This window comes from Roseateles sp. GW821-FHT09H11 (assembly GCF_059415845.1).
This window is the reverse complement of the sequence record NZ_JBWKOA010000001.1, coordinates 311,759-328,550: the sequence shown is the minus strand read 5'-3', so window position 1 is coordinate 328,550 and position 16,792 is coordinate 311,759. Positions and strand designations below refer to the sequence as shown.

Annotated in this window: 15 protein-coding genes; 4 read left to right on the top strand and 11 right to left on the bottom strand. The window is 70.2% G+C overall.

Annotation, left to right across the window (positions count from 1 at the left end; translation table 11 throughout):
* Nucleotides 1-203: 203 nt before the first annotated feature.
* From AC07PR_RS01390 to AC07PR_RS01380, 3 genes are all read right to left on the bottom strand, one after another.
* Nucleotides 204-1,394 (bottom strand): MFS transporter, encoded by a 1,191-nt coding sequence (locus AC07PR_RS01390; RefSeq protein ID WP_495134110.1) that lies wholly within the window; start codon nucleotides 1,392-1,394, stop codon nucleotides 204-206.
* 239 nt (nucleotides 1,395-1,633) lie between these two features.
* Nucleotides 1,634-3,781, bottom strand: a complete 2,148-nt coding sequence (locus AC07PR_RS01385; protein ID WP_495134109.1) for an ATP-binding response regulator — start codon at nucleotides 3,779-3,781, stop codon at nucleotides 1,634-1,636.
* A 4-nt stretch (nucleotides 3,782-3,785) separates the two neighbouring features.
* Nucleotides 3,786-4,475, bottom strand: a complete 690-nt coding sequence (locus AC07PR_RS01380; RefSeq protein ID WP_377154926.1) for a response regulator — start codon at nucleotides 4,473-4,475, stop codon at nucleotides 3,786-3,788.
* Between the two features lie 351 nt (nucleotides 4,476-4,826).
* Here AC07PR_RS01380 and AC07PR_RS01375 point away from each other — a divergent pair, with 351 nt between their 5' ends.
* Together AC07PR_RS01375 and AC07PR_RS01370 are read left to right on the top strand one after the other, a co-directional pair.
* Nucleotides 4,827-5,693 carry a MipA/OmpV family protein gene (locus AC07PR_RS01375; RefSeq protein ID WP_495134108.1) on the top strand — a complete coding sequence of 289 codons (867 nt, stop codon included), beginning with the start codon at nucleotides 4,827-4,829 and terminating at the stop codon, nucleotides 5,691-5,693.
* 39 nt (nucleotides 5,694-5,732) lie between these two features.
* Nucleotides 5,733-6,923, top strand: coding sequence for a sterol desaturase family protein (locus tag AC07PR_RS01370; RefSeq protein WP_495134107.1), 1,191 nt, complete (start codon nucleotides 5,733-5,735; stop codon nucleotides 6,921-6,923).
* A 70-nt stretch (nucleotides 6,924-6,993) separates the two neighbouring features.
* On the opposite strand, the gene AC07PR_RS01365 is transcribed toward AC07PR_RS01370, so the two are convergent.
* Complete coding sequence (locus AC07PR_RS01365) at nucleotides 6,994-8,124, bottom strand: DUF4126 family protein (RefSeq protein WP_495134106.1); 1,131 nt, start codon at nucleotides 8,122-8,124, stop codon at nucleotides 6,994-6,996.
* A 146-nt stretch (nucleotides 8,125-8,270) separates the two neighbouring features.
* Nucleotides 8,271-9,683 (bottom strand): MocR-like pyridoxine biosynthesis transcription factor PdxR, encoded by a 1,413-nt coding sequence (pdxR, locus tag AC07PR_RS01360; RefSeq protein WP_495134105.1) that lies wholly within the window; start codon nucleotides 9,681-9,683, stop codon nucleotides 8,271-8,273.
* Between the two features lie 87 nt (nucleotides 9,684-9,770).
* Between pdxR and AC07PR_RS01355 the strand changes: the two genes are divergently transcribed.
* Nucleotides 9,771-10,232, top strand: a complete 462-nt coding sequence (locus AC07PR_RS01355) for a carboxymuconolactone decarboxylase family protein (RefSeq protein ID WP_495134104.1) — start codon at nucleotides 9,771-9,773, stop codon at nucleotides 10,230-10,232.
* Here AC07PR_RS01355 and AC07PR_RS01350 read toward each other — a convergent pair whose 3' ends face one another.
* A complete protein-coding gene (locus AC07PR_RS01350) occupies nucleotides 10,233-10,859 on the bottom strand; it encodes an HD domain-containing protein (protein WP_495134103.1) in 627 nt (208 codons plus the stop codon).
* Between the two features lie 57 nt (nucleotides 10,860-10,916).
* On the opposite strand from AC07PR_RS01350, the gene AC07PR_RS01345 reads away from it, so the two are divergent.
* Nucleotides 10,917-11,834, top strand: coding sequence for a pyridoxal-phosphate dependent enzyme (locus tag AC07PR_RS01345; protein ID WP_495134102.1), 918 nt, complete (start codon nucleotides 10,917-10,919; stop codon nucleotides 11,832-11,834).
* 45 nt (nucleotides 11,835-11,879) lie between these two features.
* Here AC07PR_RS01345 and AC07PR_RS01340 read toward each other — a convergent pair whose 3' ends face one another.
* The 5 genes from AC07PR_RS01340 to AC07PR_RS01320 all read right to left on the bottom strand — a co-directional run bounded on the left by AC07PR_RS01340 (nucleotide 11,880) and on the right by AC07PR_RS01320 (nucleotide 16,791).
* A complete protein-coding gene (locus tag AC07PR_RS01340) occupies nucleotides 11,880-12,332 on the bottom strand; it encodes a DUF1801 domain-containing protein (protein ID WP_483106528.1) in 453 nt (150 codons plus the stop codon).
* 47 nt (nucleotides 12,333-12,379) lie between these two features.
* A complete protein-coding gene (locus AC07PR_RS01335) occupies nucleotides 12,380-12,601 on the bottom strand; it encodes an AbrB/MazE/SpoVT family DNA-binding domain-containing protein (protein ID WP_377154916.1) in 222 nt (73 codons plus the stop codon).
* Nucleotides 12,594-12,797, bottom strand: coding sequence for an AbrB/MazE/SpoVT family DNA-binding domain-containing protein (locus tag AC07PR_RS01330; protein ID WP_495134101.1), 204 nt, complete (start codon nucleotides 12,795-12,797; stop codon nucleotides 12,594-12,596). The genes AC07PR_RS01335 and AC07PR_RS01330 overlap by 8 nt, the downstream gene beginning before the upstream one ends.
* Nucleotides 12,798-13,026: 229 nt before the next feature.
* Nucleotides 13,027-13,503, bottom strand: coding sequence for an Sbal_3080 family lipoprotein (locus AC07PR_RS01325; RefSeq protein WP_483106533.1), 477 nt, complete (start codon nucleotides 13,501-13,503; stop codon nucleotides 13,027-13,029).
* 102 nt (nucleotides 13,504-13,605) lie between these two features.
* Nucleotides 13,606-16,791, bottom strand: coding sequence for an efflux RND transporter permease subunit (locus tag AC07PR_RS01320; RefSeq protein ID WP_495134100.1), 3,186 nt, complete (start codon nucleotides 16,789-16,791; stop codon nucleotides 13,606-13,608).
* Nucleotide 16,792: the final 1 nt, after the last annotated feature.

Genomic DNA, 16,792 nt, shown 5'->3' with positions numbered 1-16,792 from the left:
TGCGAGAGAGAAGCATGGACAACGGAAGCTCGAATTCCGTTGTCAGGATCAACTGTAGGGACGATGGCGTTCGGCGACACGAGGCCAACGGCGCATCGTCGCCTCGGTGATCGCCCGATGCCCGTGTCGGGCGTTCGCCTACACACCTCGCACGGGTTGTCCGGCCTCTCGCAGCCGGTCCGAGGCGGTCTCGAAGCGCGAGGTCAATCGGCGGCCGCTGGCGCGGTCGTCCGGGCCGTGCCGCCCAACGCGCGTTGCGCGCTGGCGGCCATGAACAGCGCGAAGAAGACGACGCAAGACAGACCGGCCGTCAGCGAGGTGTGTTCCGCGATCATGCCGATCAGCGGCGGGCCGGCCATCATGCCCAGGTAGCCCAGCGACGAGACCGCCGCGATGCCGTGTGCGGCGCTGACGCCGGGCACCTTCGACGCCGCGCTGAACAGCACGGGCACGACGTTCGACAGGCCCAGCCCGACCAGCGCGAAGCCCAGCAGTCCCGCCGATGCGATCGGCACCAGCAGCGCGGTCGCCATGCCCGCAGCGGCGAGCAACCCGCTCGCGACCATCAAGGGCACCGGCGCGACGCGCGCCCGCACCCAGTCCCCGCCGAAACGCCCCAGCGCCATGGCCAGGCTGAAGCTCGCATAACCGAGCGCCGACAGGCTGGCGTCGCTGGCGCGCTCCTGCTTCATGAACAGCACGCTCCAGTCGTACATCGCGCCTTCGGCGATCAGACCCAGCGCCGCCAGCGTGCCGATCAGCGCGAGCACGCCGCGCGGCAGGCTCAGCGGCTGTGACTCGCCGGCATCGGTCTTCATCTTCAGCATCGCGGCGCAGGCGCCCAGGATCAGCACCATGCCCGTGCCGCAGGCCACCAGCAGATGCGTCTGCGGCGTCCAGCCCAGCAACGGCAGCAGACTGCCCACACCCGCGCCGACCATGCCGCCGAGGCTGAACATCGCATGGAAACCGCTCATCAGCGGGCGGCCGGCCAGGTGCTCGATCTCGGTCGCTTCAGCGTTGATGGCGACGTCGAAGAGACTCGCCGTCGCGCCGAAAAGCATCAGCAGCAGGACAAGCCCCAGATACACGCTGGGCGCGATCAGCAGCGACACGCCGGCCGCGCACAGCACTCCGGTCAGGCCCGCGACGCCGCGTGGTCCGAAGCGCGCCACGACACGCCCGGCCTGCGTCAACGCCAGCAGCGCGCCAACGCCCGAGGCCAGCATCGCGATCGCCAGCGACTGCTCGCCCAGGCCGTAATGCGCCTTCACCGTCGGCACATGCACACCCCAGGTCGCGAACAACGCCCCAGACACGAAGAACTGGATGCGCAGCGCCCAGGCCGCCGAAGTCGGGCGGCGTGGCGTCAAGGGGTCGGAAAGCGTGGTCATCGTGGAACGGCGTGATGGGCTCGTTACTGTAGGCGTCACTTGGCGCACCTCGCGCGGATGTCGCCCCCCCGGTGGGCCAAGCGCGGGCTCTCCACGAGGCATGGGGCACCCCTCCAGGGACCCCAAGCCTCATTCCGGCCCCACTCGCGCTCGCTGACATCGCTCCTGCGCTTGACGCTGGAACATGCGACGTTGCTGTCGCTGTCGCTGTCGGTGTCGGGCTGGGGGCAGGTCTTGCGTCAGGAGACCATGCCGCGCAGGGCGTTGAAGAGCTTGCGCGGCTGCAGGGGCTTGAAGAGCACCGTGTGGCCGCTTTCGGTGGCACGGCGCAGTTCCTCGCGGCTGGTGTCGCCGGTGACCAGGATCGCCGGCACCTCGGTGCGGCAGAGCTCACGCACCGCGCGGATCGCAGCGATGCCGTCCGGCCCGTCGCCCAGGTGCAGGTCCGACAGGATCAGGTCCGGCGGCTCGGCCCGTGCGCGCACCGCTTCCGCCGCCTCGGCCGCGGTGGCGGCAATGATGGACTCATAACCCCATTCCTCCAGCAGCAGCTGCAGGCCGATGCGGATGGGCTCCTCATCGTCGATGACAAGCACGGAGCGCGGCTCCATGACCGGCATGGGCACGGTGTCGGCCGCCGTCGTGAACTCCGGGATCTCGGGCAGCCCGCCCAGCGGGATGCTGAGCCGGAACATCGTCCCCCGACCCGGCCGCGAGGCCACCATCAGCCGGTACCCCAGCAGGTGCGCCAGCCGCTTGACGATCGCCAGCCCCATGCCCAGGCCCTGCGTGCGGCTGCGCTCGCTCTGGCCCACTTGGTAGAACTCCGCGAAGATGCGCGGCAGGTCGCTGGACTTGATGCCGATGCCGGTGTCCCAGACCTCGAGGTTCAGGTGGGTCGAGGTCGACCGCGCGACCACCACCACGCCGCCCTCCTCCGTGTACTTGATCGCGTTCTGGATCAGGTTGCCCAGGATGCGCTCCAGCAGCTGCGGATCGCTGGTGACGGACTTGCCGCCCGGCGAGAAGCGCAGCCCCAGCCCCGCCCCCTCCGCCTGGCCGGCGTAGTGCATGTGCAGGCGACGGAACAGGTCGCGCAGCGGGAAGTGCTGGAGGTTGGGCTCGACCGTGCCGGCGTCCAGCCGGGAGATGTCGAGCATCGCGTTGAAGGAACGCTCCAGGCCTTCGATCGAGCGCATCACGTTGCGGATCAGCGGCTCTTCCTCCGTGCCTTGCAGGCGGCGCTCCAGGCTTGCGGCGAAGAGCCCCAGCGCATGCACCGGCTGGCGCAGGTCGTGGCTCGCGATCGCGAGGAAACGGCTCTTCTCCTGGTCGGCCCGGATGGCGCCGTCACGGTCCTGTTCGAGCGTGCTGACGTGCAGGTCCTGCTCCATCAGCAGACGCTTGGCCCGCTGCCAGCGATGGTGTTCGAGCAGGGCCAGCCCGCCGACCACCGCCGCGGCGAGGAACCACACCGGACCGGCCCCCGGCCGCGCGGCGGGATCGAACAGCCGCGCCAGGCCCTCGGACGCCGGCAGCACCGCGATCACGGCCGACCAGCGCCCCATCGGCGCGAGCAGCACGCCGACCACCGCCGCCGTGGCCGCCAGCAGCGGTCCGGTCAGCAAGCCGCGCGCGCCCGGCGATTCGGCCAGCCACGGGTGCAGGCTCAGCAGCGCGAGGCAGCCCGCGGCCTGGAGGTAGAGCAGGCGCCGGCCCTCGCGGTCGGAGAAGGCCATGCGGCTGCTGTCGACCCGGGATCCGCGGTGGGAGAGCGACCGCGCGGTGAAGACACAGCCCACCGCCAGCGCGATGACGCCGAAGACCCAGACCACCAGGCCCGTCGCGGGCATGCCGCGCAGCAGCGCCGAGACCAGCGGCACGGCGACCGCCGTCAGCAGCCAGGGCCAATGGCTCCAGGCTTCGTCGAAGCCCGCATCCTGCAGCCGGCGTGCGATCGCCCGCCGTTCGCGGCGGCGTCCTTCCTGGACGGACTCGTCGTTCTCCGGGACCGCGCCGGCGACCGCCACGAAGAGGCTCGGTCGCGGCGGACGGCGCGACCGCTTCGGACGGGCGCCCATGCCGTCGGCGGGCGGCGGAGCGCCCGCGCCCGACGGCGTGGACGGGCCGGGACCGGCCTCACCCGGACGCGGGCCCGGCGCCGTTGGCGTGCCGGACGCCGACGGGGCGACTGAACGCTCCACGCCGGACGCAGCGGGGCCGCCGTTCGATGCAGCGCCGGACGGCACGCCAGAAACGGCGCTCGCCGGCACGTCGGGGACGTCCGGCGAGTCGATGAAGATCTCGGTCGGCGGAAAGGTGGTGTCGGGGGCTTGTTCCTCGCCCCGGTGATCGCCCCGCGGATCGCCTCGGTGGACCGTGGCCACCTCGTCAGCGGAAGAGGCTGATCATGTGCGAGCGCGACTTGACGTCCAGCGCCAGCAGCAGCGAGGAGACGTAGTTCTTCACCGTGCCCAGCGACAGCTGCGTCGAGTTGCTGATCTCCTGGTTGCTGCAACCGGACAGCACCAGTTCGAGGATCTCCAGGTGGCGCGGGCCGAGCTCGGCCACGCGGTCGTACATCGCGGACGACGGGAAGCGCGGGAACAAGGTGCCCGACTGCGACTGCCGGTGGCGCTGGCCCTCGGCCAGCAGCGCACGCAGCGTGCTGCGCATCTCGGCCATCAGCGCGCCCTTGGGCAGGTAGCCCACGGCGCCCAGCGCCCGCGCCTGACGGACCACGAATTCATCCTGCGTGCCGCTGAAGACGACGACGCGGGCCTCGGGATAGGCCTCCATGAACTGCCGCAGCCCTTGCAGGCCCTTGCAGTCCCCCAGGTTCAGATCCAGCAGCACGGCGTCGACAGCGCCGCCGCCGACGTAGGCCTGCAGACCTTCCTGCAGCGACGCCGCCTCCACCCACTCGATGTCGATCTCATCCAGCGACTGGTACAGGGTGCGGATCCCCGCCCTCACCAGTTCATGGTCGTCAACCAGCAGTACCCGGCGTTTCACCGCCGGCATCGCATAGCCACCACTTCCAGCCGCCTCGAACGTGCGGGCAACGGACACTGTTTCCATAGGGCCTCCCATTTTTTCGACTGACCGATGGGTCTCCGGCTCGGTCGTCGCTACCCCTCACTGCACGCCGGAGAAGGCCCGGATAATAGGCCGATGGTCACTTGCGTCGCCCCCTCTTCAGGGGGAACCCTGAGGGGGGATGCCTGAAACACTTGTGACGACATGTTGCCGATATAGATCGGCAACGTTGTCACCCGCCATCCCTATTTATAGGGCCCCAGGTGCATGCGCTATCCCCCATCTGGTGGGAATTGCAAACGTACTCCGCACGGGACCCGGAGTGCGGACCGACAGATTCCTGCAAGGTCGCGGAAGACACCGCTCCCTAGAATTCCGGCAGCTTCCGTCCCCATGCGCCGCGCTGTCCATCCGCCCCTCCCCCTGCCTCGCACGCGCCGCCCCGCCGCGGCCCGCGGCGCCGCACGGTCTTTCATCCCGCTCCTCTGCGCCGGCCTGGCGGGCGGTGCGGTACCGGCCTGGGCGGCGGGCAGCCTGGTGCTGATGGACGCGCCGCCGGCGCAGACGAGCTGGTCCGGTGGCGCGTCGACGCGCAGTTGGCCCTCCGCGCCCGGCAGCCGCGCGCGCAGCAATGACCTGCTGCCGGCCCTGGAAGTGCTGACGCCCGAAGGCGCCTTCGTCTCCACCGACCTCGGCATCGGCTGGAACCTCGTGCCCGTGCTGGCCGATGCCGCCACGGCCTCGGTCTGGCAGGTCGGCGCCCGGCTGTGGCCGCAGTTCGGACGGCCGTCGCGGGTCACGCCCCAGGGCATCGACCGGCTGGGCTCGCGCGTCACGACGGAAGCGTTCGCGAACGTCCAGGCGACCTCCTGGCTCATGCTGCAGTCGGGCTTCTCGTGGGGCAGCGGCCGACGGCATGACGGCGAGCAGCTCGAGCTGGGCCTGACCTCCGGCATCCCGGTCGGCGACGACCTCATCGCCATCACGCTGGGGGCCACGGCGGCCAATGGCGCGCACCTGCGCAGCAGCTACGGCATCGGTCCCGGCGAATCCCGCGCGAGCGGCCTGCCCGAATGGCGTCCGCGCGCCGGCCTGATGGACTGGAGCATCGCCCTCAGCGGCGAGCACAAGTTCTCCGAGCACTGGTCCGTCAGCGGCCAATGGCTGAATGCGCGGCTGGTGGGCGACGCGTCGCGGTCCCCGCTGACGACCGCCAAGACCCAGCAGACCTTCAGCGCCAGCCTCTGGTATCGGTTCTGAGCAGGCAAGTCCTGACCCTCTCCTTCCCGGCCGTCCTTCATGCACCGTGTCCTCCTCATCGCCGTCCCGCTGTTCGGACTCCTGATTGCCCTCGAATGGCTGTGGGGACGGCTGAAGGGGCGCGACACGTACGGGCTGTCCGACTCGCTCAGCAGCCTGAGCCAGGGCCTGATGAGCCTGGCGGTCGCCGCGATCACGCCGCTGTTCCAGAACGGCATGTACGCGTGGCTGCAGCCGCATCTGGCGCTCGTTCCGACCACGGCCTGGGACGGCTGGTGGGGCTGGGTGGCGGCGATCGTGGTCTACGACTTCTGCGACTACTGGCTGCACCGCGTCAGCCATGAGAGCGCCCTCTTCTGGGCGGCCCACACCGTGCATCACCAGAGCGAGCACTTCAACCTGACGACCGCGCTGCGCCAGGAGAGCTTCTACGCGGTGATGGGCTGGCCGTTCTTCCTGCCGATGGCGCTGCTGGGCCTGCCGCTGGAGCAGTACGTCGCGGCGGGGCTGTTCGTGCTGCTGTACCAGTTCTGGATCCACACCGAGCACATCGGGCGACTGGGCTGGCTGGACCGGGTGTTCTCGACGCCGTCCAACCACCGCGTCCACCATGCGGTGAATCCGGGCTACCTGGACAGGAACTACGGCGCGGTGCTCGTGATCTGGGACCGGATGTTCGGCACCTTCGCCGAGGAGACCGAGCCCTGCGTCTACGGCACGGTCAAGCCGCTGCACAGCTGGAACCCGTTGAAGGCGGTGAGCCAGTTCTACGGCGAGCTGTTCGACCGCGCCCGCGCCACGCCGCGCTGGTCGGACCGGATCCGCGTGCTGTTCAAGTCGCCCGGCTGGTCGCCGCCGGGCACGTCGACCACCGCCGAGCCGGACGGCGATCGCCTGCGACAGCCGCGTTTCAATCCGGCGGTCAGCCGGCTGAACCGCTGGCGCGCGGTCAGTCTTGTCGTGACGACTGGGGTGGCGTCGGCGATCTGGCTCGATGTCAGCGACGACATGAGCGAAGGCCGCAACCTGATCGCGGCAGCGGTGATCGCCGCGGGGCTCTATGCGGCGGGCGCGTTGCTGGCGCGAAGCGACGACGAAGAAGTCCTTCGCGACGACCGCGGCGAGCGTCTTCTCCGTCGCCGTCGCCGTCGCCTGCGCGGCTGGGGGCTCTACCTCGGCGCGATGGCGCTCTGCGTGGCGATGATCGTCACCCTGATCAGATGGACCTGACCTGATGGCTTGACGCGCTGCCACGTCGACCATCTCCTGCGCGCCCCGCGGGGACGGATGGCGCAGCGCTTCAGCTGTGCGGCCAGCCCAGCGCCGAGAGCGCGTCGTCGTAGGCGTCGTCATGAGCCGCCGCCGTGCCCGCCGATGAGGACGTCGCCTCCTCACTGCTGCCCACCTGCGCCAGGCACACCATCGTCGCGCCGCCGAAGGCGATCAGGTCCTCGACGGCCGCGACCGGGAAGTCGTGGCCGAGCGCGTCGGACAGCTTCTCGCGCAGCGTGTACCCCGCATAGGTGGCGAGGACGGCGCCCATCGCACCCGCGAGGGCGGCCGGCCAGGAGCGTCCGCCCGCCAGCGCCGCGCCCGAGATCGCCCCGCTGACGGCACGCGCCGCGAGCCCCGGCGGGTCGGTGCGGTCGGGGGTCGACGGCAGCTTGTCGATGATGAGTTCCCCGATCGCCATCGGCGTGGTGACCGCCACCGCGTGCGTCGACGCCAGGAAGGCCAGCGGCGAGTCCTTCACGTCGATCCAGCCGAGCTTCGCGGCCCAACTCGCGACGGTGAGCGGCGCGCTGGTCCGCGGACCGGCGGTGCTGCCGAGCAGGAAGGCCATCAGCAGCGTGCGCCGGGAATCGGCCGGCTTGACCGCGACCACCGGCACGCCCTGCGCCCTCGCCTCGCGCACGACCCTCGCCCCCGCGCGTACCCGGCCGAAGAAGCGGCGGAACAGCTGGCGGGCCGACTCGGTGAAGGCGCCGTAGACCAGGTGCGAGGCATACGAGTACGGATGCGATGGCAGCGGCGCCCGCGTGACCGGGTCGCCGAAGCGGAACGCGGGCACGAGCGTCTCGTCGACGACGGTCGCCGCCGCCACGCCGAACACGGTGCCGCGCCCGCAGGTCACGCGGGGATCGAGTTCGGCCGCCGCGCCGTACAGGCCGCCGACCAGCGATCCCATCCCGTAGTGGACGGCTTCGCCGGCGACAGGGCGCTCGCGGGACGGCAGACGGCGGCCGGTGAATGCCGCGAGACGATCGGCGGCACGTTCGGTCGACGGCATGCCGCGCACCCCCGAGGTGATGCCGACTCGCGCCAGGCCCGCCTGGAAGGCGGTCATCGCGGCGGCGCCGATCAGGCCGCCGAGCAGTCCGGAAGCGGTGCCCACGCAGAGGTCGCGCGGCGGGCGGTGGTGGAGGTCCATGGCAGTCCCGTCAAGGTCGGAGTGGAGCCGCCCTTGTGGCAAGGGTCGTTCCTCCCGGGATGACGTGTTGCCGGCATCGGCCACAGCGTTGGCGCCGGATCGGTATTCGCATCGCAGCACTGGCGACTTCTGCCGCGAGGGCGCCTTCAGCGCGGCGCGTGCCGGGCGATCACCTCCTGCAGGCGGTCGCAGGCGCGCGCGACTTGCGACTGCGGCGCCGTCGCGACGCTGAGCATCAACCCCGATTGCGCCCGCCCGGCTTCGGCAAACCAGACCGACAGCGGCGCCGGCGAGATGCCGTAGGCGAACAGGTCCCGCGCGATCGCGAGGTCCGAAACCCCCGACGGCGTCCGGACCAGCACCGCCAGGGCCGCCGGCAGGGTCTCCAGGCCCCGCTCGTGCAAGCGCTTCAGCAGACCGTCGCGCTGCGCCAGGTACAGCCGCTTGGTGCGTCGCAGGTGGCGCAGGTAGTGCCCGTCGCGCATGAACGCCGCGATCGCCTGTTGTGTGGCCGGCCCCGGCGGCGGCGCCAGGCAGGCGACCGCCTCCGCGAAGCGCGACACCATCGCCGCCGGCACGACGACGAACCCGAGCCGCAGCCGCGGATCGATCGTCTTGCTGAAGGAGCCGATGTGGATCACCCGCCCGTGCCGGTCCAGCGACGCGAGCGCCGGGGCGGCGCGCCCCTGCAGTTGCAGCTCGCTCAGATAGTCGTCCTCGACGATCCAGCCGCCGGTGCTGGCGGCCCAGTCGAGCAGGCGCAGCCGGCGCTGCAGCGACATCGTCACCCCCAGCGGCGCCTGTTGCCCCGGCGTGACGACGGCGAGCGCCGCGTCCGGCGCGCGCTGCCAGGCGGCCTCCACATCGATCCCCTGTTCGTCCACGGGCACCGGGACCGGCGTCAGCCGGCCGACCTGGAGCGCGTGCCGCGTGAAGAAGAAGCCGGGCTCCTCCATCCATGCCGACCCGCCGTCGAGTCCGAGCACGCGCAGCGTGATCCCCAGCCCCGCCGCGTACCCGCCGGTGACGAGCACCTGGTCCGGCGAGCAGACCACGCCGCGCGCGACCGCGAGGTAAGCGACGATCTCGCGCCGCAGCGCCAGCTCGCCGCGCGGGTCGGGATACAGCGCCGCGCCGGTCGTCTCCGCCAGCAGCGCCCGCGCGCGAAGACGATGCATCAGCTTGGACGGCAGGCTGTCGCGCGACGGAATCCCGGGCTGGAAGATCCCCGGGCCGGCCGTCAATTCGCGGTACATCGCGATGAAGGGGCCGGGGTCGAGGGCCGCCTCGCCGCGACGCGAGGCGGCGGGCCGCTCCGCGACTCGCGTCCCGGCGGCGCGGGACGCCTCGATCATCTGCGCGGCGGCCAGCTTCTCATAGGCCACGCGCACCGTGCCGCGCGCCACGCCCAACTGCGCCGCCAGGTCGATCCAGGACGGCAGCCGCATGCCGGGTAGGAGCACCTGCTGCTCGATGGCCGTCGCGATGCCTCGATGGATCTGGTCCGCCAGCGGGACGGCGGAGGACTTGTCGAGCGGAAGGCTCAGCGGCGGGCTCATCGTGGTACAGCGATTCTTGCGATTCTTGGGACTCCACTTTGCACCACGGCGGGAGAAGAATCCAGTCATCGATCCCAAGGAGCCCCCATGACCCAACGTCTCGACTACAGCCAGATCTCTCCCGCCGGCGTGAAGGCGCTCGGCGGCGTCTACGCCTACGTCGCCCAGAGCGGCCTGCCGCCGGCGCTCGTCGACCTCGTGTTCCTGCGTGTCTCGCAGATCAACAACTGCGCGTACTGCCTGGACATGCACACCCGCGACCTGCTCAAGAAGGGCGTGCCCGTCGAGAAGCTCGCCCTGGTGCAGGCCTGGCAGGAAGGCGGCACGCTGTTCGACGCCCGCGAGCGCGCGGCGCTGGCCTGGGCCGAGTCGGTCACTCGCGTCGCGACGACCGGCGTGCCCGATGCCGACTACGCCGCCGCCGTCGCGGTGTTCGGCGAGAAGGAGCTCGTCGACCTCACGATCGCGATCGGCCTCATGAACACGTACAACCGGCTGGCCATCAGTTTCCGCAACGTGCCGCAGGCGGTCGTGGCCGCGTCGCGTTGATCAGCCGATCGCGCGCCGCAGGTTCTCCCGGGCGCGCGCGTCCAGCCGTTCGCGCAGCGCGGCCGTGCTGTACAGCACCGGCCGCTCCAGGAAGGTCCTGAGGATCTGCCTGCGCTTGCGACGGAACAGGAAACCCGGCACGTACGCGTATTCATCGCGGATCTGGCGCTCGTACTCGTCGAAGCGCGGGCGGCCGGCGCCGAGGATGGCCAGGTCGATGTCGACCAGCACCTGCTCGTCCACGCTGGCCGGCACGCCGTCGTGTTTCGTCACCAGCACCAGTCGCCGGACACGATCGGCGACGTCGCGCTCCGCGCCGGCGGCGAGCAGCGCCTCCTGCGCCCACTCGGCGCTGCGTTCCTCGTTGCCCGAGCCCTTCACGTCGTAGATCGCGTCGTGGAACCAGAGCGCCATCTCGACCTCGGCGGGATGGACGGCCAGCGCGCCGACCTCGTCGAAGAGCGCGAGGCATTCCTCGAGATGCTGACGGGTGTGGTACTTGCGTGGCGGCTCCGCGTAGCGCGCGAGCAGGTCGTCGCGCAGCGCGTGCCCGTCGCGTTCGCCGGGGCCTGCGCCGATGAGTGCGGACCAGGCACGCTGCCAGGATCGTTCGAAGAGAGCATTCATGTGCACTGGATGGTAGCGGCTGGCGGCCCCCGGGCCACCTCAGGCTACGATTCCCGCATGGCCATCCACATCACCACGCCGACCGTCGAGTCCGATGCCTTCAGTACCCCTGACCAGCGCGTCTGGTTGAAGCTCGAAGCCCTCCAGCCCTGCGGCTCGTTCAAGCTGCGCGGCATCGGCCACGCCTGCGAAGTCCATGCGTCGCGCGGTGCGACGCGGCTGTTGTCGTCCTCGGGCGGCAATGCGGGGATCGCGGTCGCCTATGCGGGGCGCCGGCTCGGACTGCCGGTCGTCGTGGTCGTGCCGGAGACCACGCGCGAGTGGCCCAAGACGCTGATCCGCCGCCAGGGCGCCGAGGTCGTCGTCCACGGCAAGAGCTGGATGGAAGCCAACGACCACCTGATGTCGCTGCGCCAGCCCACCGACGCCTTCATCCACCCGTTCGACGATCCGCTGCTGTGGGACGGGCACGCGACGATGATCGCGGAGGCCGCCACGCAAGGCCCGAAGCCGGACGCGGTGGTGCTCTCGGTCGGCGGCGGCGGGCTGATGAGTGGCGTGCTGCAGGGCATGCACGCGGTCGGGTGGCAGGACGTGCCCCTGGTGGCGGCGGAAACCTTCGGGGCCGATTCGCTGAAAGCGGCGATCGCCGCGGGCGAGCTGGTGACGCTCGACGCGATCACGAGCCTCGCCACCTCGCTGGGGGCCCGTCGGGTGAGCGAGCGGGCCTTCGCGTGGACGAAGCAGCATCCGGTCGTCGCCACGACGGTGACGGATGCGGAAGCGGTGCAGGCCTGCCTCGACGTGGCGAAGGAACACCGGCTGATCGTCGAACCCGCGTGCGGGGCCGCGGTCGCGGCGACGCTCAAGCGGGAGGTACCCGTGCTGCGGGACGCCAGGAACGTGCTGGTGATGCTCTGCGGCGGCGCCGGCGCGACCTACGAGGATCTGCTCGACTGGCGCGCCGCGAGCTGAGCGACACGCATCAGCAGGCCCAGCAGGTTCAGCGGTTCAGTCCACTCACATCTTCTCGCCGGGGATCGCGCTGGCCGCTTTCACCCAGGCGACGAAGGCCGCCTCATCGAGCGGCTCCTGCTCGCTCACATGCAGATAACGGGCGTGGGCGGTCTTCGAATCGACGGGCGGCATCGGATCCAACGACTTGCCGTTGAAGAACGCGACCTTCACATAGCGCGTCATCACATGGAGGCCGAGGAACCAGGTCGTGCCGTCGACGCCGTACAGCGGCGAGTTCCATTTCACGGCCTTGCGCACGTCGGGCACGGCCTCGACGATCAGCGCATCCATGCGCCGCACGACGGCCTGCTTCCAGTCCTGGAGCGCGGCGATGTAGGCCTGCACCGGCGCGTCGCCATGCCCTTTCGGGATCTGCGGGTTGCCGCCGGAGAGCAGGACCACGTCATGGTCACCCTTGCGCGCCACGGCAGTCGGTCTTGATGGCTTGCGGGTCATGGTGAGTGACCTTATCACCACTGCGATGGGAGATTCCGCGGGCCTGCTCAACGGAACGGATTCATTTCTTCGATGGAAACCGACTTGCCGTTGGGCGGCTTCAGCATCCCCGCCAACTCTGCCAACGACGTCGTCTTGGCTCGAACATAGAGACTGCCATCGCCGCGGATATCCCAGACGAACGGGGTGCCAGGTTTTGCTTCCAGCTCTTTCAAGATCTCTGCGGGCACCTGCAGGGTGCCTTGCTCGCTCAGAAACGTTTCATGCATTGCCTTCTCCATTCAGTGAATCAACAGAATCCGGCTGCGGCGTCTCTTCCGCGACCGGCCGTTTCGACTTCGCAACGACGTGGATGCTGCCGTCCTCCATCAACGTCCAGATGAAGCGCGTACCAAGCTTGGCGCCCGTGGCCTTGCGGATGTCCTTGGGGACGACGATCCGCCCGTTCATTTCCATCTTCGACATCGGCACACCACTCTCCTCGCGAGGCGATGCAGCCACTCTAGGGAAACGTCGATCCGGGTTCCATGACCTCGACTTGTCGACATCGCGTCGACGTCACTTTCACGAGGCAGCGAACTCACGCGGATGAGTGGATCCGCATGACAACCGCGCGCGTCTCCCGACGCCCGGGGTTCCGGCGGAGCGACGCGGGCCGCTCCGCCTTCCTGCCGACCCGAAGGTCAGCGTCCGTTCATTGCGGCGCGGACGCCGCGGCCGCAGCCGTGGGTGCGGCCGCCGTGGCGGCGCCGCCCGGGAACAGGCTGTTCACCAGCTCCACGACCTTCTTGTCGGCGTCGATGAACTTGTTCATGCTGCCGCTGCCGTGCGTGGCGTCGTACTTCGCTTCGCCGACCTGCTTGCCCGCGCTGAAGACGCGGATCTCGGCATACGCCATGTACAGCGCGAGGTCCCAGCGCCAGGTGGCGTTGTAGGTGCTCGTCACCGCGCAGTCCGTGATTGCCGCCACCTGCGGCAGCGTGCGCACCACGTAGCCCTTGCTTTCCAAGGCGCGCTTGTAGCCGTCGCTGAAGCCCTTGCGCACCGACGGGTTGTCGATCACGCAGATCTGCCGATCCTCCACACGGACCTGCACCGGCGTCACGTTCTGATGAATCGCGCAACCGCTCAGCGCCAAGGCCGCCACGGCGGCCACTCCCAACTTCTTCATGCTCCCTCCTGGAGACTCGTCCTTTTTGGAAGCGCGATTCTAGGAAAAAGGGGAAGGCGCCCCTCCCCGGGGCGCCCCCGCATCCGGGCGGGACAGCCGACATCACGTCGCGACCGAAATCACGTCCTCGCCCCGGCCGCGCGCGATGCCGGTCCCGGCATCGGCCTCGTCGCGGCGATACGCCCACCGGTACAGCACCGGCAGCACCAGCAGGGTCAGCGCCGTCGAGGACAGGATCCCGCCGATCACCACCGTCGCCAGCGGTCGCTGCACCTCGGCGCCGGTGCCGGTCGCGAGCGCCATCGGCACGAAACCGAGCGACGCCACCAGCGCCGTCATCAGCACCGGCCGCAGCCGTGTCAACGCCCCCTCATGGATGGCGTCCCCCAAGGGCCGGCCCTGCTCCCTCAACTGGCGGATGAAGGAGATCATCACCAGCCCGTTCAGCACGGCCACGCCGCTCAGCGCGATGAACCCCACCGCCGCCGAGATCGACAGCGGTATCCCGCGCATCCACAGCGCCAGCACGCCGCCGGTCAGCGCGAACGGGATGCCCGAGAACACCAGCAGCCCGTCCCGCGCGTTGCCGAACATCGCGAACAGCAGCACGAAGACCAGCCCCAGCGCCACCGGCACCACGACGCGCAGACGCTCGCTGGCGGACTGCAGGTTCTCGAACTGCCCGCCCCAGCCCAGCCAGTAGCCGGACGGCAAGGCGACCTGCGACGTCACGGCCTGCTGCGCCTCGGCGACGAACGATCCGAGGTCGCGGCCGCGCACGTTCGCGCTGACGACGACGCGCCGCTTGCCGTCCTCGCGGCTGACCTGGTTGGGCCCCGGCGCCAGCGACAGCGTCGCGACCTCCGACAGGGGCAGGAAACGCGCGGCGCCGTCGGCCCCCTTCGGCAGCGGCACCGGCAGCCGTTCGATCGCCGCCAGGTCCGTCCGCAGCGCCTCGGGCAGGCGCACGACGATCGAGAAGCGCCGGTCGCCCTCGAACAGCGTGCCCGCATGCGCCCCGCCGGTCGCCGTCGCCACCAGCTGCTGCACGTCCTGCAGGTTCAGCCCGTGACGCCCCGCCTTCTCGCGGTCGATGTCGACGGTGAGCATCGGCAGCCCGGTCGTCTGTTCGACGTTGACCTCCGCCGCGCCATCGAGCCCGCCCAGCACTGCGGCGATCTTCGCCGCCGCCGCGTTCAGCTGGTCCATGTCGTCGCCGAAGACCTTCACCGCCACGTCCGAGCGCACGCCCGAGATCAACTCGTTGAAGCGCAGCTGGATCGGCTGCGAGAACTCGTAGTTCTGCCCCGGCAGCGTCGCGAGTTCCTCCTGCACCGCGGCGATCAACTCGTCGCGGGTGCGTCGCGGCTCGGGCCACCGGTCCTGCGACAGGAGCATCACGTAGGCGTCGGAGATGTTGGGCGGCATCGGGTCCGCCGCGATCTCCGCCGTGCCCGTGCGCGAGAACACGCGTTCGATCTCGGGGAACTTCTGCTTCAGGCGCGCCTCCAGCTGCTGCTGCATCGCCACCGACTGCGACAGGCTGGTGCCCGGCAGCCGCAACGCCTGCACCGCGAAGTCGCCTTCGTTGAGGCTGGGCACGAACTCGCTGCCCAGGCGCGTCGCGAGCAAGGTCGACAGCACCACCGCCACGGCCGCGCCGGTGATCACCACCGGGCGCGCGGCCATCGCCTTGACCAGCAGCGGCTCGTAGGCGCGGTGCGCCCATGCCATCAGGCGGCTCTCCTTCTCCTGGACCTTGTCGCCGATGAACAGCGCCACCGCCGCCGGCACGAAGGTGATGGACAGGATCATCGCGCCCAGCAGCGCCATCACCACGGTCACCGCCATCGGATGGAACATCCGCCCTTCCACGCCGGTCAGCGCGAAGATCGGCAGGTAGACCACCATGATGATCAGCTGCCCGAACAGCAGCGGCCGGCGCGCCTCCTGCGCCGCCGCGAAGACCTCGTGGAAGCGCTCGCCGCGCGTCAGCGGCCGTCCCAGGCGCGACTGCGCGTGCGCCAGGCGCCGCACGCAGTTCTCGACGATGACGACCGCGCCGTCCACGATGATCCCGAAGTCCAGCGCGCCCAGGCTCATCAGGTTGGCGCTGACCTTCTGGCCGACCATGCCGGTGAAGGTGAACAGCATCGACAGCGGGATCACCAGCGCCGTCAGCACCGCCGCACGCAGGTTGCCCAGGAACAGGAAGAGCACGGCGATCACCAGCACGGCGCCTTCGATCAGGTTGCGCTTGACCGTGGCGATCGCCTTGTCGACGAGCACGGTGCGGTCGTAGACGGTGACGACGTGCACGCCTTTCGGCAGCGTCGTCGCGACCTCCTTCATCTTGCGATCGACGGCCAGCGCGACGCTGCGGCTGTTCTCGCCGATCAGCATGAAGACGGTGCCCAGCACGACCTCGCGGCCGTTGTCGGTGGCCGCGCCGCTGCGCAGCTCCTTGCCGATGCCGACCTGCGCCACGTCGCGCACCCGCACCGGCACGCCGCCGTCGGTGCGCAGCACCACGTTGCCGATGTCGGCCAGGTCCCGCAGCTGGCCCGGCGCGCGGATCAGGTACTGCTCGCCGCGGCGCTCGATGTAGCCGGCGCCGACGTTGGCGTTGTTGCGCTCCAGCGCCTCGACGACCTCCGCCAGCGTCAGCCCGTGCGACGACAACCGCCCGGGATCGGGCGCCACCTCGAACTCCTTGGCGAAGCCGCCGATCGTGTTGACCTCGGTCACGCCCGGCACGTTGCGCAGCTGCGGCTTGACGACCCAATCCTGGATCTCGCGCAGGTCGATCGGCGTGTAGGGCGAGCCGTCGGGCTTGCGCGCGCCCTCCTCGGCCTCGATCGTCCATTGGTAGATCTCGCCCAGGCCCGTCGACACCGGCCCCATCGCCGGCGTCAGACCGTCGGGCAGGTGCTCGCGCGCGGCCTGCAGCCGCTCGTTGACCAACTGCCGCGCGAAGTGGATGTCGGTGCCGTCGCGGAAGATCACCGTCACCTGCGACAGCCCGTAGCGCGACAGCGAGCGCGTCTGCTTCAGCCCCGGCAGACCGGCCATCGCAGTCTCGATCGGGAAGGTCACGCGCTGCTCCGCCTCCAGCGGCGAGTAGCCCGGCGCGCCGGTGTTGATCTGCACCTGCACGTTGGTGATGTCGGGCACGGCGTCGATGGGCAGCTTCTGGTAGCTGAAGACGCCCAGCGCCGCCATGCCCAGCACGGCCACCAGCACCAGCCATCGGTGCTCGATGGCGAATCGGATGATGCGTTCGAACATG